This window comes from Streptomyces sp. CMB-StM0423 (genome assembly GCF_002847285.1).
GTDB lineage: Bacteria > Actinomycetota > Actinomycetes > Streptomycetales > Streptomycetaceae > Streptomyces.
This window is the reverse complement of record NZ_CP025407.1, coordinates 5944107-5969674: the sequence shown is the minus strand read 5'-3', so window position 1 is coordinate 5969674 and position 25568 is coordinate 5944107. Positions and strand designations below refer to the sequence as shown.

The 25568-nt window shown below is 74.0% G+C and carries 18 protein-coding genes, 2 tRNA genes and 1 pseudogene; 3 read left to right on the top strand and 18 right to left on the bottom strand.

Going from position 1 to position 25568, the window contains the following annotated elements; genetic code table 11:
• From CXR04_RS25880 to CXR04_RS25850, 7 genes and pseudogenes are all read right to left on the bottom strand, one after another.
• Positions 1 to 312: a hypothetical protein gene (locus CXR04_RS25880; protein ID WP_101424655.1), complete on the bottom strand. Its 312-nt coding sequence runs from the start codon at positions 310 to 312 to the stop codon at positions 1 to 3.
• Between the two features lie 34 nt (positions 313 to 346).
• Positions 347 to 829, bottom strand: a complete 483-nt coding sequence (locus CXR04_RS25875; RefSeq protein WP_101424654.1) for a hypothetical protein — start codon at positions 827 to 829, stop codon at positions 347 to 349.
• A 24-nt stretch (positions 830 to 853) separates the two neighbouring features.
• Positions 854 to 2437, bottom strand: a complete 1584-nt coding sequence (locus CXR04_RS25870) for an RHS repeat-associated core domain-containing protein (RefSeq protein WP_101424653.1) — start codon at positions 2435 to 2437, stop codon at positions 854 to 856.
• A 95-nt stretch (positions 2438 to 2532) separates the two neighbouring features.
• The gene (locus tag CXR04_RS25865) at positions 2533 to 5022 is read right to left on the bottom strand and encodes an ABC transporter permease (RefSeq protein WP_199850531.1); all 2490 of its coding nucleotides are present in this window, start codon (positions 5020 to 5022) and stop codon (positions 2533 to 2535) included.
• Positions 5019 to 5273: pseudogene (locus CXR04_RS25860) on the bottom strand (ABC transporter ATP-binding protein); the annotation flags it as partial. The gene CXR04_RS25865 and the pseudogene CXR04_RS25860, both read right to left, overlap by 4 nt.
• 201 nt (positions 5274 to 5474) lie before the next feature.
• Positions 5475 to 5548, bottom strand: a tRNA-Ile gene (locus CXR04_RS25855).
• Positions 5549 to 5768: 220 nt separating this feature from the next.
• Positions 5769 to 5841, bottom strand: a tRNA-Asn gene (locus CXR04_RS25850).
• A gap of 181 nt (positions 5842 to 6022) precedes the next feature.
• Here CXR04_RS25850 and CXR04_RS25845 point away from each other — a divergent pair.
• Both CXR04_RS25845 and CXR04_RS25840 read left to right on the top strand, forming a co-directional pair.
• Positions 6023 to 6343 carry a hypothetical protein gene (locus CXR04_RS25845; protein ID WP_101426609.1) on the top strand — a complete coding sequence of 107 codons (321 nt, stop codon included), beginning with the start codon at positions 6023 to 6025 and terminating at the stop codon, positions 6341 to 6343.
• Between the two features lie 132 nt (positions 6344 to 6475).
• Positions 6476 to 8056: a xylulokinase gene (locus CXR04_RS25840; protein WP_101424652.1), complete on the top strand. Its 1581-nt coding sequence runs from the start codon at positions 6476 to 6478 to the stop codon at positions 8054 to 8056.
• A gap of 115 nt (positions 8057 to 8171) precedes the next feature.
• Here CXR04_RS25840 and CXR04_RS25835 read toward each other — a convergent pair whose 3' ends face one another.
• The 7 genes from CXR04_RS25835 to CXR04_RS25805 form a co-directional block, all read right to left on the bottom strand.
• Positions 8172 to 10208 carry a metallophosphoesterase family protein gene (locus tag CXR04_RS25835; RefSeq protein WP_101424651.1) on the bottom strand — a complete coding sequence of 679 codons (2037 nt, stop codon included), beginning with the start codon at positions 10206 to 10208 and terminating at the stop codon, positions 8172 to 8174.
• Positions 10205 to 14353, bottom strand: coding sequence for an FtsK/SpoIIIE domain-containing protein (locus CXR04_RS25830; protein WP_234380498.1), 4149 nt, complete (start codon positions 14351 to 14353; stop codon positions 10205 to 10207). The genes CXR04_RS25835 and CXR04_RS25830 overlap by 4 nt, the downstream gene beginning before the upstream one ends.
• Before the next feature lie 7 nt (positions 14354 to 14360).
• Entirely contained in the window at positions 14361 to 15017 is a 657-nt protein-coding gene (locus CXR04_RS25825; protein WP_101424649.1) for an SLATT domain-containing protein, read from the bottom strand.
• 170 nt (positions 15018 to 15187) lie between these two features.
• A complete protein-coding gene (locus CXR04_RS25820) occupies positions 15188 to 16879 on the bottom strand; it encodes a glycoside hydrolase family 13 protein (RefSeq protein ID WP_101424648.1) in 1692 nt (563 codons plus the stop codon).
• A 75-nt stretch (positions 16880 to 16954) separates the two neighbouring features.
• A complete protein-coding gene (locus CXR04_RS25815; protein WP_101424647.1) occupies positions 16955 to 17866 on the bottom strand; it encodes a sugar ABC transporter permease in 912 nt (303 codons plus the stop codon).
• Positions 17863 to 18801 (bottom strand): carbohydrate ABC transporter permease, encoded by a 939-nt coding sequence (locus tag CXR04_RS25810; RefSeq protein ID WP_101424646.1) that lies wholly within the window; start codon positions 18799 to 18801, stop codon positions 17863 to 17865. Before CXR04_RS25810 ends, CXR04_RS25815 begins: the two co-directional genes overlap by 4 nt.
• 27 nt (positions 18802 to 18828) lie before the next feature.
• A complete protein-coding gene (locus CXR04_RS25805; protein WP_101424645.1) occupies positions 18829 to 20112 on the bottom strand; it encodes an extracellular solute-binding protein in 1284 nt (427 codons plus the stop codon).
• Between the two features lie 148 nt (positions 20113 to 20260).
• Between CXR04_RS25805 and CXR04_RS25800 the strand changes: the two genes are divergently transcribed.
• A complete protein-coding gene (locus CXR04_RS25800; RefSeq protein WP_101424644.1) occupies positions 20261 to 21310 on the top strand; it encodes a LacI family DNA-binding transcriptional regulator in 1050 nt (349 codons plus the stop codon).
• A 48-nt stretch (positions 21311 to 21358) separates the two neighbouring features.
• Here the strand turns inward: CXR04_RS25800 and CXR04_RS36140 are convergent, their stop codons facing one another.
• The 4 genes from CXR04_RS36140 to dnaG all read right to left on the bottom strand — a co-directional run bounded on the left by CXR04_RS36140 (position 21359) and on the right by dnaG (position 25501).
• Entirely contained in the window at positions 21359 to 21544 is a 186-nt protein-coding gene (locus CXR04_RS36140) for a hypothetical protein (RefSeq protein ID WP_234380497.1), read from the bottom strand.
• A complete protein-coding gene (locus tag CXR04_RS36135) occupies positions 21522 to 21695 on the bottom strand; it encodes a hypothetical protein (protein WP_234380496.1) in 174 nt (57 codons plus the stop codon). The genes CXR04_RS36140 and CXR04_RS36135 overlap by 23 nt, the downstream gene beginning before the upstream one ends.
• 399 nt (positions 21696 to 22094) lie before the next feature.
• Positions 22095 to 23186 (bottom strand): RNA polymerase sigma factor, encoded by a 1092-nt coding sequence (locus tag CXR04_RS25790; RefSeq protein WP_101424643.1) that lies wholly within the window; start codon positions 23184 to 23186, stop codon positions 22095 to 22097.
• Between the two features lie 359 nt (positions 23187 to 23545).
• On the bottom strand, positions 23546 to 25501 hold the full coding sequence (gene dnaG / locus CXR04_RS25785) for a DNA primase (RefSeq protein ID WP_101424642.1): 1956 nt from the start codon (positions 25499 to 25501) through the stop codon (positions 23546 to 23548).
• Positions 25502 to 25568 lie beyond the last annotated feature (67 nt).

Genomic DNA, 25568 nt, shown 5'->3' with positions numbered 1-25568 from the left:
TCAGTCCTCCGGCAGCGTCCACTCCGGCCCGCCCCGCGGCGGCGCCTCGCGGACGTCCCAGCCGGCGGGATCCGCGTCCGGCTCCCGGTACGGCACGTCCCCCGCGCAGCAGAGGCCGTAGGCCCAGAATTCGGGCAGCTCGTGACACATGAGGCCGGGGTACGGCCCGATTTCCATGCCGCCGTACGCCCGGTTGATACGGGCCACAGCCTCGGCCCGGGAAATGCCGATGCGCCGCACCATGACATCGGCGATGTCCCGGAAATACCTCAGCATTCCCTCGTCGAGGTCCGTCGTGAATTCCTCCGTCATGATCCGGCCGGACCATCGTCTCCCGCCGCCGGCCTCACTGCGCGAAGCTCTCGCGCAGGTCGCGGAGAACGGTCCCGGAGAAGGGGTCGGTGGCCGGGTCGTCCGGGGTGAGGAGGCTGACCACGAAGAAGCCGCTCAGCATGAGGCCGATGGACTCGACGGACTCGGCGACCTGCTCCGGTACGCCCGAGACACCGGTGACCGCGCCGGCCGTCAGCGGCCGGCCGTAGCGCGAGTAGAACAGGGCGAACGGCCCCTCGCCGGTGCCGTCCAGCGCGTACCCCTCGTCCTCCCAGTGCTGCTCCATCGCGGCGTCACGGGCGAAGCCGAGGATGTTCGACTCGGACGCGTCCGGCTCCTCCGGCAGTTGCCAACTCCCCAGCGCCGTACCGTCCAGACGTACCCCGTTCAGGAAAAGCCCCGGCCAGTGCCGCGCCCGCCGCTCCAGGAATCTCCGCGCGGCCTCGGGAAAGCCGAGGTCCGCGACGAAGTCGGTGGGGTATCCGGTCAGGTCCACGGTTGCTCCTGTTGCGGTGGTGTCCTAGGGGGTCCAGCCAGAGGTGGGTCCGTGAGAGGAGATCGCGCTCTTGGGGATATTGAGATCACCTGGGCTGTACCATACGTGCTTGCCCCGATCACCCCTGATCGCCTTGAAGAGGGCCTTGTCCATCTCGAACTCGATCAGGTACTCGGACTTTTCCTTGGTGAGGCCGAGGAACGACTTGAAGCCGCCCGGCTTCTTCAGGATGTCCGCCGGGCTCATCGGGGTCACGTAGACACCGGTCGGGTGTCCCTTCGCCGGGGCACTGGCCTTGAGAAGGATGGCATCCTTCCCGCCGCCGCTCATGATCCGCTGGTAGCTGTCCTTCGTGGTGAAGTGGCGGACGACCACCTTGCACGGCGTGAGGCCGAGCGGATCGATCTCGGTGAGCGGGTTGGCGACGTACCCGTGGTGGTTCGGGGCCGGGTCGAGACCGAGCGGGTCGGGGCTGAGATAGCGCGAGGTCTCGGGGTCGTAGTAGCGCTGGTTGTTGTAGTGGAGCCCGGACTCCGCGTCGCGGTACTGCCCGGGGAAGTCGAGCGGGCAGTTCACTGCCGGCGCCGGCCCGCCGTCGGAGCCGCCCGCCAGGGGCCGGCCCCACAGCGTGGCCCGCCGCTCCCACGCGACCGCGCCCTCGCGGTCCAGCAGCGAGGTGGGGGTGCCGGCGAGGTCGGTGACGATGGCGTAGAAGCGCCGGTCCACCTCCTCCTGCCCGAGTTCCTTCCCGAGTTGCGGGCCGGGCTCCGGGCCGGGTGCCGCAGGCCCTTCCACCTGGGTGAGCGGCCGGTCGGATCCGGGTTCCCAGTCCCAGGTCGTCACCCGGCCGTCCGAGGTCTCCTCGGCCAGGCGCGAGCCGTCCCAGGCGAAGACGGTCTCCTGGGTCGTCGCCGAGCCGTCCCGGCGGCGCTTGCCGATCCGGCGGCCGAGCGGGTCGTACGTGTACTCCCACAGGGCCCCGTCGGGACAGGTGAGCGCGAGGAGCCGGTCCTCGGCGTCCCACTCGTACGCCCACTCCCTGAGCTTGCCCGACAGCGTGCGCACGCTCTTGCGGACCAGCCGTCCCTGGCCGTCGTGCTCGTACCTGCGGCGTCCCGCGGTGCGCAGCAGCGTGCCGGAGTACGTGAGAGAGGTGTCGTCGTCCGCGGATTCGGCGAACCGGTCGCCGGCGCGGATCTCGGCCGCGGTGAGGTTGCCCAGCGGGTCGTACGCGTAGCGCTCGCTGTGCTCCGCCGAGGTGAGCGCGGTGACCCGGCCGAGGCCGTCCAGCGTCATCTCGGCGGCACCCGCACCGGTCATCCGGCCCGCGCCCCGGTAGCGGAAGTCCCACTGCCGGGTGCCGCCGCCCTGGACGAGCGTCTGCGACACGAGCCGCCTGCCCTGGTCCCAGACCTGCCGGAGCACGGCCGCCGGGCCGACGCGCCGCTCGATCTCGTTGCCGGGGGCGTCGCGGCGGAACGCGACGGTCATCCCGGCGGTGGTGAGCGCGGCCACCCGGCCCTCGGGGGTCCACGACCAGTCGGAGGCGGCGCCCGAGGGGGTCACCCGGCGCAGCCTCCGGCCCAGCGCGTCGTAAGTGCTGGTCACCGCCCGGCCGTTGCACTCCTCCGCCAGCAGACGGCCGCACGGGTCGGAGACGCAGGAGAACCGGCACGTGCCGGCTGCCGCCCTTGCCCCGGCCCCTACGACCAGCGGCGCAGCACCGCCCGCGCCGGGAGCGTGACCGCGAGCAGTGCCAGACCGCCCGCGCCGGCCACGAAGGACCCGTACACCAGGGGCGGCACGTACGGCGCCGCACCGGTCAGGCCGCTCATCATCGGGATCAGCGTGGCCGCGGCGATCGCCGAGCCGACGACCACGCCCACCGCCGAGACCAGGGCGCCCTCCCAGCGGAGCATCGCCAGCACCTGGCGCCGGGTGGAGCCGACGAGGCGCAGCGTGCCCAGCTCACGGCGGCGGTCGAGGACCGTCATCACCAGGGTGTTGACGGCGGCGACGGCGGCGAAGCCGCCGAGGACCGCGGCCATGGTCTTGTTGGACCAGGAGCCCAGCTTCGCGTCCAGGCTCTTCTCGGTTGCGTAGCCGGCCGCGTCGGTGACCTCGCCCAGGTCGCCGAGCGCCCGCGCGTCCCCGCCGCGGACCAGCAGCGTCGTGTCGAAGCCCGAGGTGACGTGCCCGTCCAGGGCGGCCCGGTCCATCGTCACCGTGCCCAGGCCGAGGCCCCGGCCGTAGACCGAGACGACCTCCGGGTCGGCCTTCGTGCCGTCCGGCAGGTAGAGCGGCAGCCGGTCGCCGACGGAGACGCCCGCGGAGGACGCCAGGGTCTTGTCGATGGCGATCCGGTCCTTGTCGAGCCGGTCCAGGCTGCCTTCGCGTACGTCCAGGTCCTGCACCTTCGCCAGCTTGCCGGCGGAGGTGACCCCCTGGGTGGCCGCGCCCAGCAGCGACTTGAACTCGCCGGAGCCGACCGGCACCAGCACCTGGGTGTTGAGCACCCCGACCGCCGTGTCCACGCCCGGTGCGCGGGCGGCCTCGGCCGCCGCGTCCGCCGGCAGCCCGGCCGGGTCGGTCACCACGTGGTCCGCGGTGACGCCCGCACGCAACTGCTCGTCGGCGGCGTGGTTCTCGCTCGTGTTCATGAAGACGAGCGTCGAGGCGAACGCCATCGCGAGCGCGATCGGAGTGATCGCGGACGCGAGCCGGCGGGCGTTGGTGCGGGAGTTGGCGGCGGCCAGGTGCGCGGCCGCGCCCGCGGCGCGCAGCGGCAGGCCGAAGAGGCGTGCGCACAGCCGCGCCAGCAGCGGGCCGAGCAGCCCGACGGCGAGCATGAAGCTCATGACGACGCCGAGGGAGGCGCCGGCCGCGTCGTCCCCGGAGGAGTTGGCCGCGACGCCGGTGAGGGTCGCGCCGCCGGCGAGGGCGACGACGCCGAGGGCGGTACGGACCACGCCCGGCCGGGTCCGTTCCATCGACGCCTCGGTGAGCGCCTGGCCCGGCTTCAACTTCGCGGGCCGCCGCCCCGCCGCCCAGCCGGCGCCGAGCGCGGTGAGCAGCCCGGCCCCGACCGCGGCGAGCAGCGGCAGCCCCGAGACGTGCAGGCCGACCGCCTCCGGGACCGCGCCGCGGTCCTGGAGCTGCCGGAACCACCAGTGCGCGAGCCCGATGCCGGGCAGGGTGCCGAGCATCCCGGCGAGCGGCGCGACGACCAGCGCCTCGGCGGAGACCGCGCGGCGGATCTGCCGCGGGGTGGCGCCGACGGCGCGCAGGAGCGCGAACTCCCGGGCCCGCTGCGAGACGGACAGCGCCACGGTCCCGGCCGCGGTGAAGACCGCGACGATGGCGGCGACGCCGCCGAAGGGGCCGCCGATGCCGAAGAGCGTGTCCTTGCCGTAGGCCAGGCCCGGGTCCTCGACGGCACCGCGGTCGTCGCCGACGTGCACCTGCGCGTCCGACCCGGCGAGGGCCTTCTTCACGGAGCCGGCGAGGGAGCCGGCGTCGGTGCCGTCCTCGGCCAGTACGGCGACGGCGTCCGCCTTGCCGGGGTGCCCGGCGAGCACGGGTGCCTGGCTGTCGGCGAACCAGGCGAGGGAGCCCGGCTCCCGGGCGGTGTCCCCGGCGCCGGCTTCGGCGAGCCCGGCGACGCGGAAGTCCTGCTTCCCGGCGGCGGTCTCCAGCGCGACGGTGTCGCCGACGCCGGCGTGCGCGGCGCGGGCCGCGGCGGCGTCGAGCACCACTTCGCCGGTACGGGGCGCGCCGCCGGCCGTCAGTTCCGTACCGGTGAAGGCGTGCGAGCCCCAGCCGTGCGCGGTGAGCGGGCCGTCCCCGGTCCGTACCGGGAAGGTGAAGTCCGCGACCGCCTCCGCGACGCCCGGCGCCCCGGCGGCCTTCGCCGCCAGTCCGGCGTCGAGGCGTGCGGTGTCCGGCAGCGGGACGGCCTCCTTCTCCAGGTCCTCGCCGCTGCCGGTGACGACGTACTCGTACTGGTCGGCCGCCGCGACGACCGGCGCCTTCTCGTACCGCTCGGCGGGCACCGAGGCGCGCAGGCCGGTTTCGAGCAGGATCCCGCAGGCCGTGACGATCAGCGCCGACATCATCAGCACCACGAAGGTCCCGGCGAACGACGCGGGCTTGAAGCGGACGGCGGCGCGGGCGAGTCCGTTGGGGCGCATCATGCCGGCACCCCCGCCAGGGTCTCGTCCCGCACGGGGCCGGCGGCGGTACGGGCGCCGAGGCCCGCCATCCGCCCGGCGATCTGCGCCGCGGAGCCGCCCGCGAGCCGGTCGGCGAAGGCGCCGTCCGCGAGGAACAGCACCTGGTCCGCCCAGGCGGCGGCGGCCGGGTCGTGGGTGACCATCACGACGGTGGCACCGAGGCTGTCGACGGCGTGCCGCAGCAGGCCGAGTACCTCGGCGGCGGTGGCGCAACATCCGCTCCGAGGCGGCTCCGTGCACGAACCATGCTGCGGATCGCGCCGCTGGCAGTGGCACAGCGGACAGGTGGTCAGGTGGCCTTCGGGCCGGCAGCGGGCCGGCGAACGGTCTCTGCCTCCGCCCGGCCCGCGGAGGCAGACGAGGAATCAGCAAGAATCCCCTGGTAGAAACGATCCTTCGCAGGGAGTGGAGAGTGGGGCGGGTGGGACTCGAACCCACGGCCGACGGATTATGAGTCCGTTGCTCTAACCGGCTGAGCTACCGCCCCGTACGGCGCGTCACGTACAGATGTGCGCGCCGTCTGCCGCAGCATAGCCGCTCATACGATCTGTCGCCCGGAGACCCCGTCGCCGGGGTGGGGCCGGGCCGCTGCGCATGTCCGGAAGGACGCGGGTGGACCGCGTCCGGTTCCGGGGGGCGGCGGTGGGCCGACAGGGTCGTACGGGCAGAAAGGAGCGAAGGCCCCGTTCAGGGCCTTCGCGTACCTGCTCCCCCGACTGGACTCGAACCAGTAACCTGCCGGTTAACAGCCGGCTGCTCTGCCGATTGAGCTACGGAGGACTGCTCCGCACGGAGGCCCTTCCGGCTCCCGGGGGGCGCTCCCGTGCTGCTCGCCATACATTAGCGCATGGCTGGGTCCGCTCCGAAATCGGTATTCACCCCTCCCCTCCTCCGGGTACCCGTACCGGTGACAGCAGGGTGGAACAGCCCAGTCGAGGAAGTCCGAGGGAAGGTGGAGACCATGCGGTACCGGGTGAGCTTCGTTGCGGGGATCGCCGTCGGGTACGTCCTGGGCAGTCGGGCCGGACGCGAGCGCTACGAGCAGTTGCGGAAGGCGGCGCAGCAGTTCAGCGAGTCCCCCGCGGTGCGCAACGCCGCCGAGGCCGCCGCGCTGACCAGCCGGGACGCCGTGACCAAGGCGGCGAGCACGCTCTCCACGAAGTTCGCGGACGTGGTGCCGGAGAACGTCGCCTCGCGCGTGCACTTCCTCGGGAACGGGCACGCGAACGGCAGCCGCGGCCGGCGCGAGGAGTCCGACGACTGGGGTACGACGAACACCTGACCCCGGGCCCGCCCGCCGGGCGCGCACCGGTCCGAGCCGGTGCCGCGCCCGGCGGGCCGGATCCCGTCCGTCCCGCCGGCCGAATCCCCGCCGGTGCCCGAGCGGCCCCCCGGATAGGGCATCATCTGCGGCATGGGGATAGTCGCCGGTCTGGACAGCTCGCCTGAAGGCACCAACATCGTCGTCTGCGACGCCGACACCGGCGCGGTACTCAAGCAGGGCTACGCACCGCACCCGGTGTCCGATTCCGTGGACGAGGCGGCGGCTGCGTACGAGGCCGACCCGCAGACGTGGCTCCTCTCGCTCGGCGAGGCCGCGGACGGCGGCGTGCTGGAGGGCGTGCAGGCCATCGGCGTCGCCGCCCAGCAGCACGCGGTCATCCCGCTGGACGCCGCGGGCGCGCCCGTACGCCACGCGCTCACCGGCAACGACAAGCGGGCCCAGGGCGCCGCCGCCGACCTCGCCGGCGAGCTGGGCGGCCGGGCGGCGTGGGCGGAGGCCGTCGGCGCCGTGCCGGACGCGAAGCTGCCCGTCACCAAGCTTCGCCGGTTCGCCGCCACCGAGCCCGACCACGCCAAGCGCACCGCGCAGCTCATGACCCCGCACGACTGGCTGGTCTGGCAGTTGCTCGGCAAGCCCGCCCGCCGCACCACCGACCGCGGCTCCGCCTCCACCACCGGCTACTGGTCCGCGCACGCCGGCGAGTGGCGCCGCGACCTTGTCGAGCTGGCGCTCGGCCACGAGGCCGGGCTGCCGGAAGTGCTCGGCCCCGCCGAGGCCGCCGGGCGCACCCCCGAGGGGCTGCTGATCTCCGCCGGCACCGGCGAGACCATGGCCGCCGTCTTCGGCCTCGGCCTCGGCACCGGCGACGCGGTCGTCACCCTCGGCGCCTCCGGTGCGGTCTACGCCGTCCACGACGCGGCGCTGCCCGACGCCGACGGCACCCTCACCGCGCTCGCCGACGCCACCGGCATGCACCTGCCGGTCGTCCACACCCTCAACGCCGTCCGCGCCCTGCGCGGCGCCGCCGAGCTGCTGGGTCTGGCGCCGACCGACCTGGAGCGGCTCTCCGAGCTGGCGCTGACCTCCACGCCCGGCGCCCACGGGCTCGTACTCCTGCCGTACCTCGACGGCGAGCGGACCCCGAGCCTGCCGCAGACCGCAGGATCCCTGCACGGCCTGCGCCGCGAGAGCATGCGCCCCGAGCACCTGGCGCGCGCGGCCTTCGAGGGCATGCTGTGCGGCCTCGCGGACGCGCTGGAGGTGCTGCGCGCCAGGGGCGTGGCCGTGCGCCGGGTCTTCCTCCTCGGCGCCGCGGCGGGCCTCCCGGCGGTGCAGGCGCTGGCGCCGGCGATCTTCCAGGCGCAGGTCGTGGTCCCGGCGTCCGCGGACTACGCGGCCCTCGGCGCGGCCCGGCAGGCGGCGTGGGCGCTGGGGGTGGCGGAGGGCCGGCTCGGCGCGGACGCGCCTCCGGTGTGGGAGACGGGGCCGCACGAGACGTTCGAGGCGGCCGAGGACCTGGCCCTGGGCCAGGCGGTACGGCAGCAGTACGCGGCGGTACGGGAGTCGGTGCACCCCGGTGCGCTGGGGCTTGCCGCCGGCACGGCGGGGGCGGCGGCGGCCGGGGACACGGCCGGTGAGGCGCCGGGGGCCGGGCAGCCCGGACCGGAGGAGCAGGGGCAGCGCGAGGGGCAGGAAGTGGCCCAGAGCTGAGCCGGGTTGCCTGCGCCCACGCGGACGTACGGCCAGGACGCGTGCCGTACGGGGCCGGGCGGGCTCCTACGGCGCAGGACGCCCCGGCGGCTCCCCCGCGCGGGCGCGTGCCGGGTCAGGCCGGGTCGCCGCACAGGAATGTCAGGGGCGTCTCGTCCGGGGCGCCCGGGGTGAAGCCGACGGTGGGGCTCGGGGTCCAGGTGCCGGCCTCGTAGCGGACCGTGCGGAGCGCCAGCGCGTGGTCGCCGCCCTCGCGGGCGACGAACACCTCGTTGTACCCGTTGCGCTCGTCCGACTCGCGGCTGCCCAGCGCCGGGGCGCCCGCGATGCGGGTGGTCCAGGGGCGGGCGGTGCCCAGCAGGCGTTCCGCCGCGGTGAAGCCCAGGTGGGTGTGGCCGTGCAGCACCAGGGACGTGGCCGCCTCCGCCATGGTCCACTTCGCCTGGCCCGCGTTGACCACCCCCGAGTACGGGGCGATCTCCACCGCCGGCACCGGCGACAGCGGGTGGTGCAGGGCCGCCAGGCTGACGTAGCCCGGTTCGCGCGTCAGCCGGTCGAGTACGCCCCGGGCGATGACGCCGGGGTCGTGGCGCTCGAATTCCAGCACGATCCGGCGTACGGCGTCCTCGTCCGCCGCGTCCGCCGCCGCCACGTACGTCTCGCGGAACCGCTCCAGCCGCGTGCGGTCCCGGTCGTGCGCCGGCTCGCCGCCGGACTCGGCGGTGCCGAGGAGCGCCACCCGCAGTCCGGCGTCCGGATAGGTGACGTAGACCCGGCGGGCCGCGGTGTCGGGCTCGTGCAGGTCGGGGTGCGGGTAGCCGGCGAAGACCCGGGCGAACCAGCGGTGCCGCGCCTGCGGGTCCTCGTCCAGGCACAGCTCCCAGGACACGTCGTGGTTGCCGCCGGTGAGGAGCACCCGCGGGTCGCCGGGGCGCAGGTCGGCGTGGCCGGCGAGCAGCTCCTCCAGCGCGCGCAGCCAGGCGAGGGCCGTCTCGCCGTCGGCGTCGACGGGGCGGTTGACGAGGTCGCCGGTGGCGATGATCAGGTGCGGCGCCCGGCCCTGGTCGGCGAGCTGGCGCACGTGGTCCAGGTACGCGTCCAGCGGCGAGCCCGCGCCCGCCAGTTCGGCGAGCCGCTGCCCGGCCTGCGAGGTGTCCTTGGCGTCGACGTTGGCGCGCAGTCCGCCGCCGTGGTGGAGGTCGGTGACGTGGTGGATGCGCAGCACGTCGGGCAGGTGGCGGACGAGCACGGGGTCGTCGGCGGGCGGCGTGTGCGCGGCCCGTACGGCGATCTCCACGCCCGCGTCGTGCCACCGCCGCGCCCGCAGCGCCGCGCGGTGCTCGGGGGCGAGGCCGTCGTGGAACCACTGCGGCACGTACTGGTGCCGGCCGCACGCCTCCTCGTACGCGGCCGTCGCCAGCCGCGCCGCGTCGGCGCGCAGCGCGGGGTGCTCCTCGGCGGTCTGCAGGGCGAGTTCGAGCAGGAACGGGGTCTGCAGCCACGCCGGTTCCGCCGCCCGCAGCAGCTCGACGACCGCGGGCGCCCACTCCGGGACGCGGGCGGCCATGCGCGCGCACTCGCCCTCCGCGAGCCGCGGCGGGCGCAGCACGTCCTTGGGGGCGTCGGCGCCGAGGTGCGGGGCGAGCAGCAACTGCTCGGCGGGGGTGGCGAAGACGACGGGCACGGCGCCCGCGTCCCGTACCTGCTCAAGCCCCGCGGCCAGCGCCGCGGGGTCGACGCCGCCCAGGGCGGGGCGGGCGGGCGCACCCGGTGCGGCCGGGGTGTTCCGCGTACGGGCCCGGGCGCCCGTCTCCGCGCCTCGCGCCACCGCCGGTTCGTCGACGAGCACCACGCACCCCGGCGCCACCCGCGGCGCCTGCTTGCCGCCCGTCAGGCACCCGAGCCCGCTGCGCCGCACCGCCTCAGCGGTCGAGCGCAGGTCGACCCGGTGCGACGGCCGCTCCGCCCGGGCCCGTTCGACGGCGTGCGCCAGCCACGTCTTGCCCGCCCGCCGGGGCAGCTCCACCAGCCACGCGGCGGAGTTGGGCAGTTGGCCCTCGACCAGGGGCCGCGCCCAGCCGGGCACGTGGTCGCCGGGGAACCGGACGTCCAGCTCGGGCTCGTAGGCCCGGCTCGGCCGGAAGCGGCTCATGTGGCTTGCTCCTCATCGGTTCTGGGGCCCTCGGCCCGCGGCTCGTCTCCCGGCGGCTCGCGCCGTCCCCCGCCCCGTAACGACTCGTCCCGCAACGACACCTGGCTCAGCGCGATCCAGTCGAAGAACGGCCGGTCCGCCAGCCACACGTCGCCCGGCCGCAGCAGCCCCACGTCGCGCAGCTCCATCCGCTGCGCCGGCGCCGGCTCCGGCGGCGGCGCGCCGGGCGTGTGCAGCAGCGCGGCGCGGCCCGCGGGGCCGATCTCCGCCCAGCGGGACTGGAACTGCTCGCTGCGCCCGATCAACAGCTCCTGCCGGCACAGCTCTTCGAGCGCGGGACCGCTCGTCAGCGGCCGGCGGTCGTCCGCCTGCACGGCCCGTACGACCGCGTCGCCCATCACCTGGAGGTAGAACGGCCAGGTGCCGACCAGCGCGAGGATCCGCGCGCCCGCACGGTCGGGGGCGATGTCGACGCCGAGGTTCGCGGCGGTGCCGGTGAGGAACGCCAGCGCGTGCGGCTCGCCGAGGGGGCCGAGGATGCGCTTGTCGACGTCGTTGCCGAAGCTGGAGCCGGGGGCGGTGAGAGCGGAGCGGACGACGCTCTGCCAGTCCTTCTCGGTGCCGGTGTAGACGAGCCACGCGCCGGCCTGGCCGAGGTCGCGCAGCCAGGAGACGGCCGCGGGGTGGTACTCGGCGAGCCGGCCGACCTCGTCGAGCAGGAACGCCTCCCGGTCGGCGCGCGCCGCGCGGTCGGCGGCCCGGGTGAGCAGCGCCTCCGCCGGGCTGGTGGCGCCGCGTACGGCGGGGTCGAGGAGGGCGGCGAGCTGGTCGGGGCTGTCGACGGGGCTGGCGCGGTGCGGGACGGTGAGCTTGCGGACCTGTCCTGCGCCGTCCGCGACGAGACGCCGCTCCAGCTCGCCGAGCACCCACGTCTTGCCCGCCCGGCGCGGGCCGAGCAGCGCGACGGAGGTGCCGGTGGCGTACCGGTCGCGCAGCCAGTACAGCTCCGCGTCGCGGCCCACCGGGCGGCCCGTACCGCCGCCGACGTGGAACCGGTCGGCGGCCAGGTCCAGCGCGTCGACCCGGAACGGCCGCCGCGTGGACGGCACTCCGGCGTCCCGCTGCCGCGCCGCGGCGCCGATCCTGGCCAGCGCCTCGGCCTGGCCGCGGGCGGTCTCTGCGCCCCCGGGCAGGAGCGCGATCTGCACGACGGTACGGTCCCTGCCCTCGGCGTACAGCGCGCGCCCCGGCGGCATGCGGCCGGGCACGAAGCTGGGGCGGATGCCCGCCTCCAGGTAGTCCGTCTCGTCGGCCTGCCGCAGCACGAGCACGTCCGCCGCCGCCGCCCTGATCCGGCCGTGGAGCACCTGCGGCCCGCCCACGACGACCGGGCAGACCCCCACCCGCGGCCCCTCCCGGCAGAGCCGCAGGAAGTCCCCGACGGGCCTGCCGTAGTCGACGTCTTCCATCGCGTCGACGAAGCCCTCCCAGCCGTCCACGAACACCAGCAGGTACGGCAGCCGCCGGTGCGCCGCCACCGCCTGCCGCTGCGCGGCGGCGTCGGCGAACGCCTCGGTGGCCAGCTCCGACTGCCGGATCCGCACGGTGGTGGTGAGCCGGTCGAGCAGCCGGGTCAGCCGGTCGCGTTCGTTGCGGGACACGACGGCGCCGCAGTGCGGCAGTTCGGTGAGCGCCTGGAGGGCGCCGGTGCCGCAGTCGATGCCGTAGATGTGCACGTCGGCGCTGCTGTGCTGGCGGGCGACGGAGCCGGCGACGGTGCGCAGGAGCTGCGAGCGCCCGCTGCGCGGGCCGCCCGCGGCGAGCAGCGGCAGCTTGTCGGCGAGGTCGAGCACGGCGACGGTACGGAACTGGTCCTCCGGCACGTCCGCGAGGCCGATCGGGACGGGCACGAGGTCGCGGCCGCGCTCGGGCAGGTCCGTCTCGGCCAGCGGCGCGTCGAGCTGGATCACGTCGGCGAGCGGGGGCGGCAGGAAGGCGGGCGGCCGGGGGATGCCGAGGACGGTGGCGGCGACGTCGAGTTGGTAGACCAGGCGGGTGAGGTCCGTCCTGCCGGTGGGCTCGGCCTCCACCCGCAGCGAGCCGCTGTCCTCCGGGTCGCCGAGCGCGTCCCGTACCCGCACCTCCGACCAGTGCTCGGGGTTGGGCGCGAGGCGGAGGCCGACGCGCGCCGTGCGCAGGCGCACGAGGGTCTCCGCCCCGGTGCGTACGTACGCGGCCCCGGGCTCCGACCTGCTGAGCCAGGCGGCGTCCGGCTCGTCGATCACGTCCGTGCTGTCGCTCTCGTCCACGAGGCGCAGCGCGATCCGCAGATTGGTGCTGGCCCGGATGGCGCGGGTCACCACGCCGCCCGGCCGCTGGGTGGCGAGCACGAGGTGCACGCCGAGGGAGCGGCCGCGCGGGGCGATGTCCAGGAGTCCGCTGATGAAGTCGGGGAACTCCCGGGTGAGTGAGGCGATCTCGTCCACGACGAGCACCATCCGCGGCAGCGGCTCCACGGCCCGCACGTCGCCGGCGCGGAACAGGTCGGCGTAGGCGCCGATGTCGCGCACCCCGGTCCGGAACAACAGTTCCTCGCGCCTGCGCAGTTCGGCGTCGAGTCCGGTGAGCGTGCGTTCGACGAGGTACGCGTCGAAGTCGACGATGACGTCGACGGTGTGCGGCAGCCGGGCGCATTCGGCGAACGCGCTGCCCCCCTTGTAGTCCACCAGCACGAAGGACACGGCGTCGGGCGGATGGCTGGCGGCCATGGAGGCGATCCAGGTACGCAGGAACTCCGTCTTGCCGGAGCCGGTGGTGCCCGCGACGAGAGCGTGCGGGCCGTCGCGTACGAGGTCGATGGCGACGGGAACGCCCCGGGACTCGCCGATCGGGGCGGACAGCCCGTGGGAGGGGCGTGCCCAGCGCCGACGCGGTGCCTCGGTGTCGCGCGCCGGCAGGTCGAGCAGGTCGAGCAGCCGGGGGCTGTCCAGCTCCGCGAAGGCGGCCGGGTCGCGCAGCGGTGCAAGAATGCGGGCGATGCGTTCGGTGTCGGCGGGCCGGGCCCGGTGCGCGCGGAAGCCGTCGTGGACGGGGCGGCGCTCCCGCGGCAGCTTGGACGGGTCGTCCAGCTCGACCACCTCGCCGCACTCGGGGGGCAGGAGCCGCGGCTCGGACGCCAGGCAGATCGCGTACACCCCGTACCCGGGCCCGTTCTGGAGCAGTTCCGCGACCCCGGGCAGCGGGCGCAGCCTGCGGGCATCGTCGAGGACGAGCACGGCCGCGGCCGGCCGGGGGCTCCCCTGCGGGGCCGAGCCGCGGCCGAGCAGGTCGGCGATGTGCCGGGCGGACGCGCCGGCGTCGTAGGCGATGCGGGGCCCCGCGGAGGTGTGGGGGAGCAGGCGGAGGAAGTGCCAGACGGAACGGTCGCGGTCGGCGGCCAGAACGCGTACGTCGACGTCGGCGGGGCTGTGCATGGCCAGGATCTGGGCGACGAGCCATGCGCCGGCTTCGCTCGCCGCGTACCGCCCGGCCAGACCCAGGACCCCGGCGGCGGGCAGGTCCGACGCGATCGGCACGTGCAGGATCTGGTGGGGGTTGAGGTGGTAGCCCAACTCGAGGCGAAGGAACTCCGCGCTGCCCGGAGCACGGTGCCACAGCTCGGACGAGTTCGTCAGCAGCCGGTTCGGTTCCACGATCCGCGGGGTGTCGCCCGGCCCGATACCCGCCCGGTGCCAGATGCCCGCCACGAGCCGCCACCAGCCCCGGCGTAAGGGCTCGTCGGGGTACGCGCCGCCGCGGCGGCCGGAGACGAGCAGCGTGCCGCCTTCGCGCGGTTTCGCAAGGCCCCTCTTGAGCAGGGTGCGGTGGATGGCCTCGGGCGTCAGTTGGCTCAGTGCCGGTGCCGCGGGCGGTTCGCCGAGCCAGAGCCGGGTGCCCGGGCGTACGGGGACGTCCGCGAGGGTGGCGTCGGGGGGCAGTAATGCGGCGTCGGCGAGGAACAGCGGCTCCGGGCCCGGGGGCTGGCGGCACCAGTGGCCGAGCGCCTGCGCCACCGCCGACACCCGCGCGCTGTCCGGCGCCCCCAGCACCACGTCCCGCTCCGTACCGCCCGGCAGGACGACCGTCACCATCCGCTCCGTCGTCACCCCCGCCTCACGCCCCCGCGCCGGGCGGCGGTGCCGCGTTGTCCTGCAACTGCTGTGCGGTCGCGCGGAATTCGCTCAGCCACTCCGCCGTCTCCGACTCCACCTGCCGTCGTACGGCCTCCACCAGCGACGTCAGCAGCGCGAGCCGGCGTTCCAGCGCCGCCGGGTCGAGCGGGCCGCCCGCGGCTGGCGCGGTGCCGTCGGCTGCGCGGAGCTGTTCCGCCGCCCAGGCCATCCGGAAGTCGTTCAGCTCCGCGCGCAACGCCTGCGCCGCGGTGATGTCACGCATCCAGCCGGACGACAGCCCGAAGAAGTGGTCGAACCCCTTGCACCCCGCGGCCAGCGCCAGCAGCACGTATCCCCAGCCCTGCGGCGGGCCGCCGGAGATGACGCTCGCCAGCGGGATCAGCGTGCCGGCGACGGCGAGGAGGATCGTCAGCGCGCTGATGGCGCGGGAGCCGCGGCGCTTGAGGCGCTTGTCGTTCAGGTACCACTCGATGGCGTCCTCGGCCTCGTGCTCGGCCCAGGTGCGCAGTTCCCGCAGGATCTCGGCCTGCCCGCCCGCCTGCTCCAGCGCTACGCCGGGGAAGGGGCGGCTCCGCAGGTCGCGGCGTCTCCCCCGGCCGCCCCCGGCATCCGGCCTCCCCGTCTCCCGACCCGGCATCAACTGCCTCCGCCCTCGCCCCAGTCCGGCTCACCGAGGCTATCGGCAACCGGCGGCCCGGGGCGCGGCGGAGGGGAGGAACCCGCCACTCGAAGGGGGTGCACCCGGGGCGTGCGGCACGGGCGTTCCCCCGCTCCGTACGCCCCGGGTGCACCCCCGGTCCGTACCGCTCAGACCCCCTCGGCCGACCACCACACCGTCGTGTCCGCCGGCAGCTCCACCTCGCCGCCGCCCGCGCCGACCGGCTCCCCGCCCGTCGCCTCCGCGCTCGCCAGCAGCAGCCGCCCCGCCGGGACCGTGATCCGCACCGCCGCGCCCGTGGTGTTCGCCGCGCAGACGAACGCCGCGCCTCCCGACTCCCGCCGGAACAGCAGCACTCCGTCCGGTGCCGGCAGCCACTCCACGGCGTCCCCCGCGCCCAGCGCCGCGTGCGCCCGGCGTACCGCCAGCGCCGTGCGGTACAGCTCCAGCGTCGAGCCCGGCGTGCCCGTCTGCGCCTCGACGCTCAGCTCGCCCCACCCGGCCGGCTGCGGCAGCCAACTGCCGCCGTCCCCGAAGCCGTACGAACTCCCCGCCACCGTCCACGGGATCGGCACCCGGCAGCCGTCGCGGAACCCGTCCTGCCCCGCCCCGCGCGCGAACGCCGGGTCCTGGCGCACCTCGTCGGGCAGGTCGGTGACGTCCGGCAGGCCCAGCTCCTCGCCCTGGTAGAGGTACGCGGAGCCGGGCAGCGCGAGCATCAGCAGCGTCGCGGCGCGGGCGCGGCGCAGGCCGTGGACGGGGTCGCCGGCGGAGCGCAACTGGGTGCCCAGGCCCGCCGGGTTGGCGAAGCGGGTGGTGTGCCGGGTGACGTCGTGGTTGGACAGCACCCAGGTCGCGGGCGCGCCGACGGGGCGCATGGCGGCCAGCGAGGCGTCGATGACGGGGCGCAGCTCGGCCGCGTCCCAGTAGGTGCCGAGGTACTGGAAGTTGAACGCCTGGTGCAGCTCGTCGGGGCGGACGTAGTGGGCCGTGCGCTCCACGGTCGGCGTCCACGCCTCGGCCACCGCGATGCGCCGGCCGGGGTACTCCTCCAGGACGCGCCGCCAGCTCCGGTAGATGTCGTGCACGCCGTCCTGGTCGAAGAACGGCATGGCGGCGTTGCCGAGCAGCCCGAGCTGGCCGGATCCGCCGATGTCGGGCAGCCCGGCGGCCTTGACCAGGCCGTGGGCGACGTCGACGCGGAAGCCGTCGACGCCCATGTCGAGCCAGAAGCGCAGGATGGAGCGGAACTCGTCGGCGACCGCCGGGTGCTCCCAGTCGAAGTCCGGCTGCTCGGGGGCGAAGAGGTGCAGGTACCACTCGCCGTCCGGGACGCGGGTCCAGGCGGGTCCGCCGAAGATGGACTCCCAGTCGTTGGGCGGCAGTTCGCCGTTCGCGCCCTTTCCCGGGCGGAAGTGGTAGCGGGCGCGCAGCGGGGATCCGGGGCCCTCGCGCAGGGCGCGGCGGAACCACTCGTGGCGGTCGGAGGAGTGGTTGGGTACGACGTCCACGATGATCCGCAGCCCCAGCTCGTGGGCGTCGCGGATGAGGGCGTCGGCGTCGTGGAGGGTGCCGTAGACGGGGTCGATGGCGCGGTAGTCGGCGACGTCGTAGCCGCCGTCCGCCTGCGGGGAGGCGTAGAACGGGCTGAGCCACACCGCGTCGACGCCGAGCTTCGCGAGGTACGGCAGCCGGGCGCGGATGCCGGGCAGGTCGCCGGTGCCGTCGCCGTCGCCGTCGGCGAAGCTGCGCGGGTAGACCTGGTAGATCACGGCGTCGCGCCACCAGTCGAGGGCGTCGGCGGAGTCGGCGGCCGTACGGGCGGCAAGGTGCTGGGTCATGTCATCCCCGGGTCGTCGGTGGGCGGGCGGCGCGGGGGCCGCGTCCAGTGGCTTGCGGGAGGAGGGGCGGAGCGCCTACGACTTGGCGGCGCCGGCCGTCAGGCCGGTCACCAGGTGGCGCTGGACGAGGTAGAAGAACGCCGCCGCCGGGAGCCCGATGAGCACGCCGGTGGCGGCCATCAGGTTCCACTGCTGGTCGTGTTCGCTGACGAAGGTCGCCAGGCCGATCGGCAGCGTGTACTTGTCGGAGCTGAGCAGGAACACCGACGCGAAGGCGAACTCCGCCCACGCGGTGATGAAGGTGTAGAACGCCGCGACCGCCATGCCCGGCCGGGCGAGCGGCAGCACCAGCCGCCAGAACGTGCCGAAGGGCGTGAGCCCGTCGACCCGGCCCGCCTCGTCGATCTCGTGCGGGATGGTGTCGAAGTAGCCCTTGAGCAGCCAGGCGCAGTACGGCACGGCCTGGGTGAGGTTGACCGCGATCAGCGCCCAGTACGTGTCCAGCAGGTCGAGCCCGGCGAGGATGTTGTACAGCGGCACGATGAGGATCGCGAACGGGAACATCTGCGTGATCAGGAACGTCCACATGAGCTGCCGGTGGCCGGGGAAGCGCATGCGCGAGACGGCGTATGCGGCGCTGGCGGAGACGAAGACGCCGATCACGCACGTGCCGAGGCTGACGATCAGCGAGTTGCCGACCCAGTGCAGGAAGTCGGTGTCGGACAGCACCGTGGTGTAGTTCGACAGGCTGGCCTTCCCGGCTATCTCGCCGGCGTGCAGGAAGTCGGTCTTGTCGGGGCCGAGCGAGATCCACGCGAGCCAGGCGACCGGGAACAGCGCGACGAAGCTCGCCAGGAGCAGCGTGCCGTGCAGCGCGACGGAGGCGGCCGTGCTGCGCTCGCCGCGGCGGCGCGGGCGGGGGGCGGCAGGGCGGCGCGGGCGGGAGGCAGCGGAGCGGGTCGGGCGGGAGGTGGTTGCTTGGCTCATCGGAGGGCCGCCTCCTCGTTGCGGTTCAGCCAGCGGCGGTAGACCGACACCAGCACGACGAGCATGGACAGGATGATCACGCCGTACGCGGCGGAGCCGGCGTAGTCCCGCGGCGTCTGGCCGAAGCCGAGCCGGTACGCCCAGGTGACCAGGATCTCGGTGTCGGGCGCGGTGGAGCCGAACAGCAGGAAGATGACGATGAACTGGTTGAACGTCCAGATGACGCCCAGCATGATCACCGTGCTGCTCACGGCGCGCAGCCCGGGCAGGGTCACGTAGCGGAAGCGCTGCCAGGGCGTGGCGCCGTCCGTCTCGGCCGCCTCGTACAGCTCGTTCGGGATCGACTGCAGCCCGCCGAGCAGCGAGACCATCATGAACGGCACGCCGCACCAGGTGTTGACGACGATCGCCGCCGTCCGCTGCCAGAACGGCTCGCTGAGCCAGGCCGGTTCCGGCATGCCGACGGAGGCGAACACGGAGTTCAGCACGCCTCCGTCGGCGAGGATCATCCGCCAGGAGAAGACGGTGACGAACGTCGGCACCGCCCACGGCAGGATCAGCGCGAGCCGGTAGAGGGTGCGCCCGCGCATCCTGCGGTTGAGCAGCACGGCGAGGCCCAGGCCGATGCCGTAGTGCAGGGCGACGCAGGCGGCGGTCCAGAAGAGCGTCCAGGCGAACTGCTTCCAGAAGGTGTCGGCGGCGCTGCCGGTGAGGATCTCGACGTAGTGGTCGAAGCCGACGAAGGAGAAGCTGTCCGGGATCTTGTTGACCCCGATGGTGCGCCCGACGTTGTCGCTCGTGGCGTCGGTGAGCGACAGGTAGACGCCGCGGCCCAGCGGGTAGGCCACGAGCACGCCGAGGACGGCGGCGACCGGGGCCACCATGGCGTAGGCGTACCAGTGGCGGCTGTACGACTGCTTCAGGCTGCTGATCATTCGGTGCCCTTCAGGACCGCTGCCGCGCTACGAGAAGTCGGGGACCAGCTCGCCGAACTTCTCGGCGGTGGCGTCGAGCCCGTCCTTGACGCCGGTGTCGCCCTTGAGGACGGCGGCGAGGTTCTGCGCGAAGTCGTCGCCGAGCAGCGTGCTGTACTCGGGCAGCGCGGGGCGCGGCTGGGCGGTGTCGGCCAGCACCTGCTGGTAGTCGGCGACGCCGGGGGCGGCCTTGACCTCGTCGGTGTAGGCGGAGGCGCGGGTGGGCAGGGTGCCGTTCTTCACGGCGATCTTCGCCTGGGTGTCGGCGGAGGTCAGCCAGCCGACGAACTCGATCGCGGCTTCCTGGTGGGCCTCGTCGGAGCCGTTGTAGACGGAGAGGTTGTGGCCGCCGGTGGGGGCGCCTGCCTTGCCGGTGGAGCCGGCCGGGACGGGGGCGATGCCGAGGTCGGCCTTGTCCTTGAAGGCGGAACCGGCGTAGACGTTCGTCAGCTCCCACGGACCCTGGATGATCATGGCGACCTTGCCGTTGACGAAGGCGTCCTGCATGTGGGCGTAGGCGTCGGCGGTGACGTCGAGGTCGGCGGTGCCGGGAGCGTCGACGATGTCCTTGGCCTTCTCCACGCCGGTGACGGCCCCGGGCGAGTTGACGGTGATCTTCTGCGCCTCGGCGTCGACCATGTCGGTGCCCTCGCCGAAGAGGAACGGCAGTGTGTAGTACGGGTCCTTGTTGAGCCAGAAGCCGTCGGCGCCGGTCTTGTCCTCGACGTCGGCGGCGACGTCCATGAGCTGGTCCCAGTCGGCGGGCGGCGCGTCGTGGCCGGCCTTCTTCAGCAGGTCCTTGTTCCACATCAGCGCGAGCGTGTCGGTGACGATCGGGGCGCCGTAGGTCGTGCCCTCGTACTGCGCCTGCTTCAGCAGCGACGGCGTGAAGTCGTCCTGCTTCGCCAGCGCCGCGGTGCCGTCGAGCGGGGCGAGGAACTGCGACTTGGCCCAGGAGGCGGTCCAGCCGACCTCGGTGCGGATGACGTCGGGGGCGCCCTTGGTGCCGGCGGCGGTGGTGAACTTGTTCTGCGCCTGGTCGAAGGGGACGTTGACGTACTCGACCTTGATGTCCGGGTGCGCCTTCTCGAACTCCTTGATCAACGCCTTGTACGTCGGCGCCTCGTTGGTGGCGTTGGAGGTGTCCCACCAGGTGATCGTCACCTGCCCGCCGGCGCTCCCGCCGTCGCCGCCGTCCCCGTCGTCACCGCAGGCCGTCGCCACCAGCGCAAGTGAGGCGGCCAGGGCGGTGGCGGCTATGCCACGTCGCATAGTGAACTCTCCTTCAGGCAGGGAACCGCGACCGCACAGCGCGGCGCCGGACGCCGAGGAAGCTAACAGGATTGACATGCGACCGAAAGACCTTGCAAGTAATTTCTGCAAGGAGTTACGGTCTCAGCGAGAACAAGGGAGGCACGACGTGCGCCAGGAACAGTCAGGTCCCGCGACCGCGCGGCTCGCCGACATCGCGGCCCAGGCCGGGGTGAGCGAGGCGACGGTCAGCCGGGTGCTGAACGGCAAGCCGGGCGTGGCGGACACCACCCGGCAGGCCGTGCTGGCCGCGCTCGACGTGCTCGGCTACGAGCGGCCGGTCAAGCTGCGCCGGCGCAGCGCGGGCCTGATCGGGCTGCTCATCCCGGAGCTGGACAACCCGATCTTCCCCGGCTTCGCCCAGGTCATCGGCCAGGCCCTGACCCGGCAGGGCTACACCCCGGTGCTGGCCGCGCAGACGCCCGGCGGCTCGACGGAGGACGAGCTGACCGAGATGCTGGTGGAGCGCGGCGTGGACGGCATCGTCTTCGTCTCCGGGCTGCACGCCGACACCACCGCGGACATGGAGCGCTACACGCGACTGCGCGGCAAGGGCGTGCCGTTCGTGATGATCAACGGCTACTCGGAGAAGTTCCAGGGCACGTTCATCTCCCCCGACGACCGGGACGCGATGCGGCTGTCGGTGACCCACCTGGCCTCCCTGGGCCACCGCCGCATCGGGCTCGCGCTCGGGCCCGGCCGCTTCGTGCCCGTACAGCGGAAGGTCGAGGGGTTCCTCGACTCGATGCGCGACGTGCTGTCCGTACCGGAGGCGGACGCGCGGGCGGACATCGAGCACTCGCTGTACTCCCTGGAGGGCGGGCAGGCCGCGGCGGCGGCGCTGCTGGACCGCGGCTGCACGGCGATCGTGTGCGCGAGCGACATGATGGCGCTGGGCGCGATCCGCGCGGCCCGGCAGCGCGGCCTCGCGGTGCCGCGGCAGGTGTCGGTCGTCGGCTACGACGACTCCCCGCTGATCGCCTTCACCGACCCGCCGCTGACGACGGTCCGCCAGCCGGTGACGGCGATGGGCCAGGCCGCGGTACGGGCCCTGCTGGAGGAGATCGGCGGCACCCCGGCACCGCACGCCGAGTTCGTCTTCCACCCGGAGCTGGTGGTGCGCGGCTCGACGGCCTCGGCGCCCGCGTCGGAGTCGTGACCGCGGGCGCCGGTGCCGGTGCCGGTGCCGGTGGTGTAGTTCCTGGTCCTACGGGTGGAAGGCGACCGCGCCCTTGGCGGGCAGGTCGAGCGCGACCCGGCCGGCCGCGACGGTGACCTTGGTGGCGCAGCCGTCGAGGACGTTGCAGTACGTGCCGTCCGCGACCGCCGTGCCGAACTCCTGACGCACCTGGAACGCGGCCTTCACCCGGTCACCGAAGAAGAAGTCCGGCACCCGGCCGCTGCCGGTAGTACTCGCCGGGCGCGGGAGTGCCACCGGGGAAGACCTCGTGGAAGACGAACGGCCGCGCGCCGTCCGCGGTGTCGTCCAGCCGGCCGGCGATCGCCTCCAGGTCGGCGGCGGGGATGTGCTTGGCGGCGTCCACGCGGAAGCCGGAGACGCCGCGCGCGAGCTGGGAGTTCAGACACCGAATGAGCCATGTGTACCCTCCTGGTCTCGGAGAGCTGACGCGCCACAGCCACATCGGTGTGCGGAATCGAGGATCGCAAGATTTTGCAGAACGATCCGGGATCCGCGTTCCCGGATGACGGCAGAGGGCGCACCAGAGCACGGGCAACCCGTCGGAAAGACGCTTGCAAAGTCTTTCAACACCGCCCCGGCGATGCTCACTTCACCCAGGCTTCCCCCGACCCCGGTCCGGCCGGGCGGGGGTCCTTCGCAGGCCCCACGCGCCCGTCCGGCCGGACCGGTTCCACCCATGCCGAAGCGGGCTCCGGCACTCGACGGCCGGAGCCCGTGGTCGGTGTCGTGTGAACCGTGCGGGTCAGTCCAGGTAGCCGCGGAGCTGGTCGGCGAAGGCGTGGTCGCGCAGCTTGTTGAGGGTCTTGGACTCGATCTGCCGGATCCGCTCGCGGGTGACGCCGAAGATGCGGCCTATCTCCTCCAGCGTCCGCGGCCGGCCGTCGATCAGCCCGTACCGCAACTGCACGACCTTGCGCTCCCGTTCGCCGAGCGTGGACAGCACGGCCTCCAGGTGCTCGCGCAGCAGCAGGAACGCCGCCGACTCCACGGGGGAGGCGGCGTCGCCGTCCTCGATGAGGTCGCCGAGCGCGACGTCCTCCTCCTCGCCGACCGGCGCGTGCAGCGACACGGGCTCCTGCGCCAGCCGCAGCACCTCGCTCACCCGCTCCTCGGGCAGCCCGAGATGGGTGCCGACCTCCTCGGGCGTCGGCTCGTAGCCGCGCTCCTGGAGCATGCGGCGCTGGACGCGCACGACCCGGTTGATCAGCTCGACGACGTGCACCGGGACGCGGATGGTCCGGGCCTGGTCGGCGAGGGCGCGGGACATGGCCTGGCGGATCCACCAGGTCGCGTACGTGGAGAACTTGTAGCCGCGGGCGTAGTCGAACTTCTCCACCGCGCGGATCAGCCCGAGGTTGCCCTCCTGTACCAGGTCGAGCATCGTCAGGCCGCGGCCCACGTACCGCTTGGCGACGGAGACGACGAGCCGCAGGTTCGCCTCGATCAGCCGGCGCTTGGCCATCCGGCCCAGCACGACGAGCTTGTCCAGGTCCAGCGCGAGCGGCGTGATCAGGTCAGGCTCGGCGGCCAGCTTCTCCTCGGCGAAGAGCCCCGCCTCGACGCGGCGCGCGAGCTCCACCTCTTCGGCGGCACTGAGGAGCGGAATCCGGCCGATCTCGCGCAGATACTGCCGGAACAGGTCGGACGTGGGCCCGCCGCGATCGGGCCGCACGGCGGACGCGGGCGGCGGCGGGGCGGGCGCGGCGCCGGGCTCGTCGAGCCCCGCCGGAGCCCCGTTCGGCAGGGTCAGGACGTCGGGCGCGCCCTCACGCCCTGCCCGTACGGAAGTCTTGAGGGTCTGGGTCTGCACGGGGGCGACCTCCAGGGTGGTCACTGCCGGTTCGGGGACGTGGGGCAGCGGAACGGCAGCGGCGAACTCGCCGCCTTCCGTCCCGATCGTGGATAGCGGATCCCTGGCGGCTTGTCGCCCGTTCCGGGCAACCCCGCCACGCTCCGAGGACTCAGGCACCGCCCCCAGTGTGGGGTACGACACACGCCCGGCAGTAGGGTCGTGCGACCACATTTTGTGTCCGGCTCGTGACCGGACGGTTACGCAACGGACGAATGTGCACGCTTGGGGCAGCGCAGCTCCTCGCACAGCGTGACCCTATGGTCACACTGGTGAGGTGACCGCCATGCGTCCGCCGGTCAGACGACGACCGACGGCGACTGACCCGGCGCCTCCCGTCCGCGTCAGAGCGCGGCCGCGCCGCGGGCGCGGAGGGATTCGCGGTACTGCTGGAGTGTCCACAACTCGCGCTGGGCCGACTCGAACCGGTCCGGGGGGCCCTGGGCGCCCAGACGGTGGACCGTGCTGCGGACGTCGTCGATGCGGCGGTCGACCGCGGCCAGGCGGACGCCCGCGAGTTGTTCGCCCGCGTAGATCGCGTCCGGGTCGCGGCGGCTGCGCGGGGGCTCCACCGCCAGCTCCGTGATCAGGGAGCGGACGCCGTCGTCCGGCGCGGCGTCGCGGACCCGGGCCAGGTAGGCGGCGCTGTCGTCGGCGCTGGCGACGCCGCCGGCCGCCTCGATGGCGGCGCGGACCGTCGCGTACGGGGCGGCCGTGAACTCGTCGGCGAGGTAGGCGTCGAAGGCCGGGGCGACCAGCTTGGGGTGCTGGAGCGCCAGCTTCAGCAGCTCGCGCTCGCGGTGCAGCGCCGGGGTCCGCATGTACAGGGCCGGGCCCCCGCCGGTGCCCGTACCGGGGGCAGGGCCGGGCTGTCCCGGGACCGTGCGCCCGGGGCCGCCCGCCTGCGGCGGGCCACCGCCGCGGACCTGCGGCTGACCCTGACCGCCCCGGCCCCGGCCACCCCCGCCCTGTGCCGCGTACCGTGCGAGCTGGCGTACGCGGTCCACCACGAACCGTTCGTCCAGGATCCCCAGCATCCCCGCCAACTGCACCGCGTACTCGTGCCGGATCGCCACGTCCTTGATCCGCGCCACCACCGGCGCCGCCTGCTCCAGCGCCGCGGACCGGCCCTCCGCCGTGTCCAGGTTGTGCTGCGTGACGAACGAGCGGATCGCGAAGCCGAACAGCGGCGAGCGCTCCTCGATGAGCTGCCGCACCGCCTCGTCGCCCTTCGCCAGCCGCAGGTCGCAGGGGTCCATGCCGCCCGGGCTCACCGCGATCGACGTACGGGCCGCGAACTTCTGGTCGTCCTCGAACGCGCGCAGCGCCGCCTTCTGCCCCGCCGCGTCGCCGTCGAAGGTGAACACCACCTCCGAGCGGGAGTTGTCCGTCAGCACCCGGCGCAGGATCTTGACGTGCTCGCCGCCGAACGCCGTGCCGCATGTCGCGATGGCCGTCGTCACCCCGGACAGGTGGCAGGCCATCACGTCGGTGTAGCCCTCGACGACGACCGCCCGGCCCTGCTTGCCGATGTCCCGCTTGGCCAGGTCGATCCCGTACAGCACCTGGGACTTGCGGTAGATCGGGGTCTCCGGCGTGTTCAGGTACTTCGGCCCGTTGTCGTCCTCGCGCAGCCGCCGGGCGCCGAAGCCGACGACCTCGCCCGTGATGTCCCGGATCGGCCACATCAGCCGCCCCCGGAACCGGTCGATGGGCCCCCGGCGGCCGTCCTGGGAGAGGCCGGAGAGCGTCAGCTCCTTGTCGGTGAAGCCCCGGCCGCGCAGGAAGCGGGTGAGGTGGTCCCAGCCCGCCGGCGCGTACCCCACGCCGAAGCGCTCCGCCGCCGCCTGGTCGAAGCCGCGGTCGGCGAGGAACCCGCGGCCGATCTCCGCCTCCGCGGAGCCGAGCTGCTCGGCGTAGTACTGCGCGGCGACCTTGTGCGCCTCCAGCAGCCGGGTGCGCTCGCCCTGCTGGCGGCCGGGGGTGTAGCCGCCCTCCTCGTACCGCAGGGTGATGCCGGCCTGGGCGGCGAGGCGCTCGATGGTCTCGGAGAAGGACAGGTGCTCGACCTTCATCACGAAGTCGACCGTGTCCCCGCCCTCCTGGCAGCCGAAGCAGTGGTACAGGCCCTTGGCCGGACTCACATGAAAGGAAGGGGACTTCTCATCATGAAAGGGGCAGATCCCCTTGAGGTTGCCACCGCCGCCGGGGCGGAGCTGCAGGTACTCGGAGACGACGGCGTCGATCGGAACCGCGTTCCTGACCGTACGCACGTCGTCGTCGTTGATCCTGCCTGCCACGAGTGCAGTCTACGGCCGGGCGCCGACAGCCCGGCGCCCCGCCGCCGCGGGGCTTCGGGAAGCGGCC

What these genes read in the sequence shown, in the direction of transcription:
- CXR04_RS25840 (WP_101424652.1), top strand. Translation starts at nt 6,476, where the DNA reads ATGGGGATAGTCGCCGGTCTGGACAGCTCGCCTGAAGGCACCAACATC.
- CXR04_RS25820 (WP_101424648.1), bottom strand. Translation starts at nt 16,879, where the DNA reads ATGACCCAGCACCTTGCCGCCCGTACGGCCGCCGACTCCGCCGACGCC.
- CXR04_RS25845 (WP_101426609.1), top strand. Translation starts at nt 6,023, where the DNA reads ATGCGGTACCGGGTGAGCTTCGTTGCGGGGATCGCCGTCGGGTACGTC.
- CXR04_RS25805 (WP_101424645.1), bottom strand. Translation starts at nt 20,112, where the DNA reads ATGCGACGTGGCATAGCCGCCACCGCCCTGGCCGCCTCACTTGCGCTG.
- CXR04_RS25835 (WP_101424651.1), bottom strand. Translation starts at nt 10,208, where the DNA reads ATGAGCCGCTTCCGGCCGAGCCGGGCCTACGAGCCCGAGCTGGACGTC.
- CXR04_RS25880 (WP_101424655.1), bottom strand. Translation starts at nt 312, where the DNA reads ATGACGGAGGAATTCACGACGGACCTCGACGAGGGAATGCTGAGGTAT.
- CXR04_RS25810 (WP_101424646.1), bottom strand. Translation starts at nt 18,801, where the DNA reads ATGATCAGCAGCCTGAAGCAGTCGTACAGCCGCCACTGGTACGCCTAC.
- CXR04_RS25825 (WP_101424649.1), bottom strand. Translation starts at nt 15,017, where the DNA reads ATGCCGGGTCGGGAGACGGGGAGGCCGGATGCCGGGGGCGGCCGGGGG.
- CXR04_RS25815 (WP_101424647.1), bottom strand. Translation starts at nt 17,866, where the DNA reads ATGAGCCAAGCAACCACCTCCCGCCCGACCCGCTCCGCTGCCTCCCGC.
- CXR04_RS25865 (WP_199850531.1), bottom strand. Translation starts at nt 5,022, where the DNA reads ATGATGCGCCCCAACGGACTCGCCCGCGCCGCCGTCCGCTTCAAGCCC.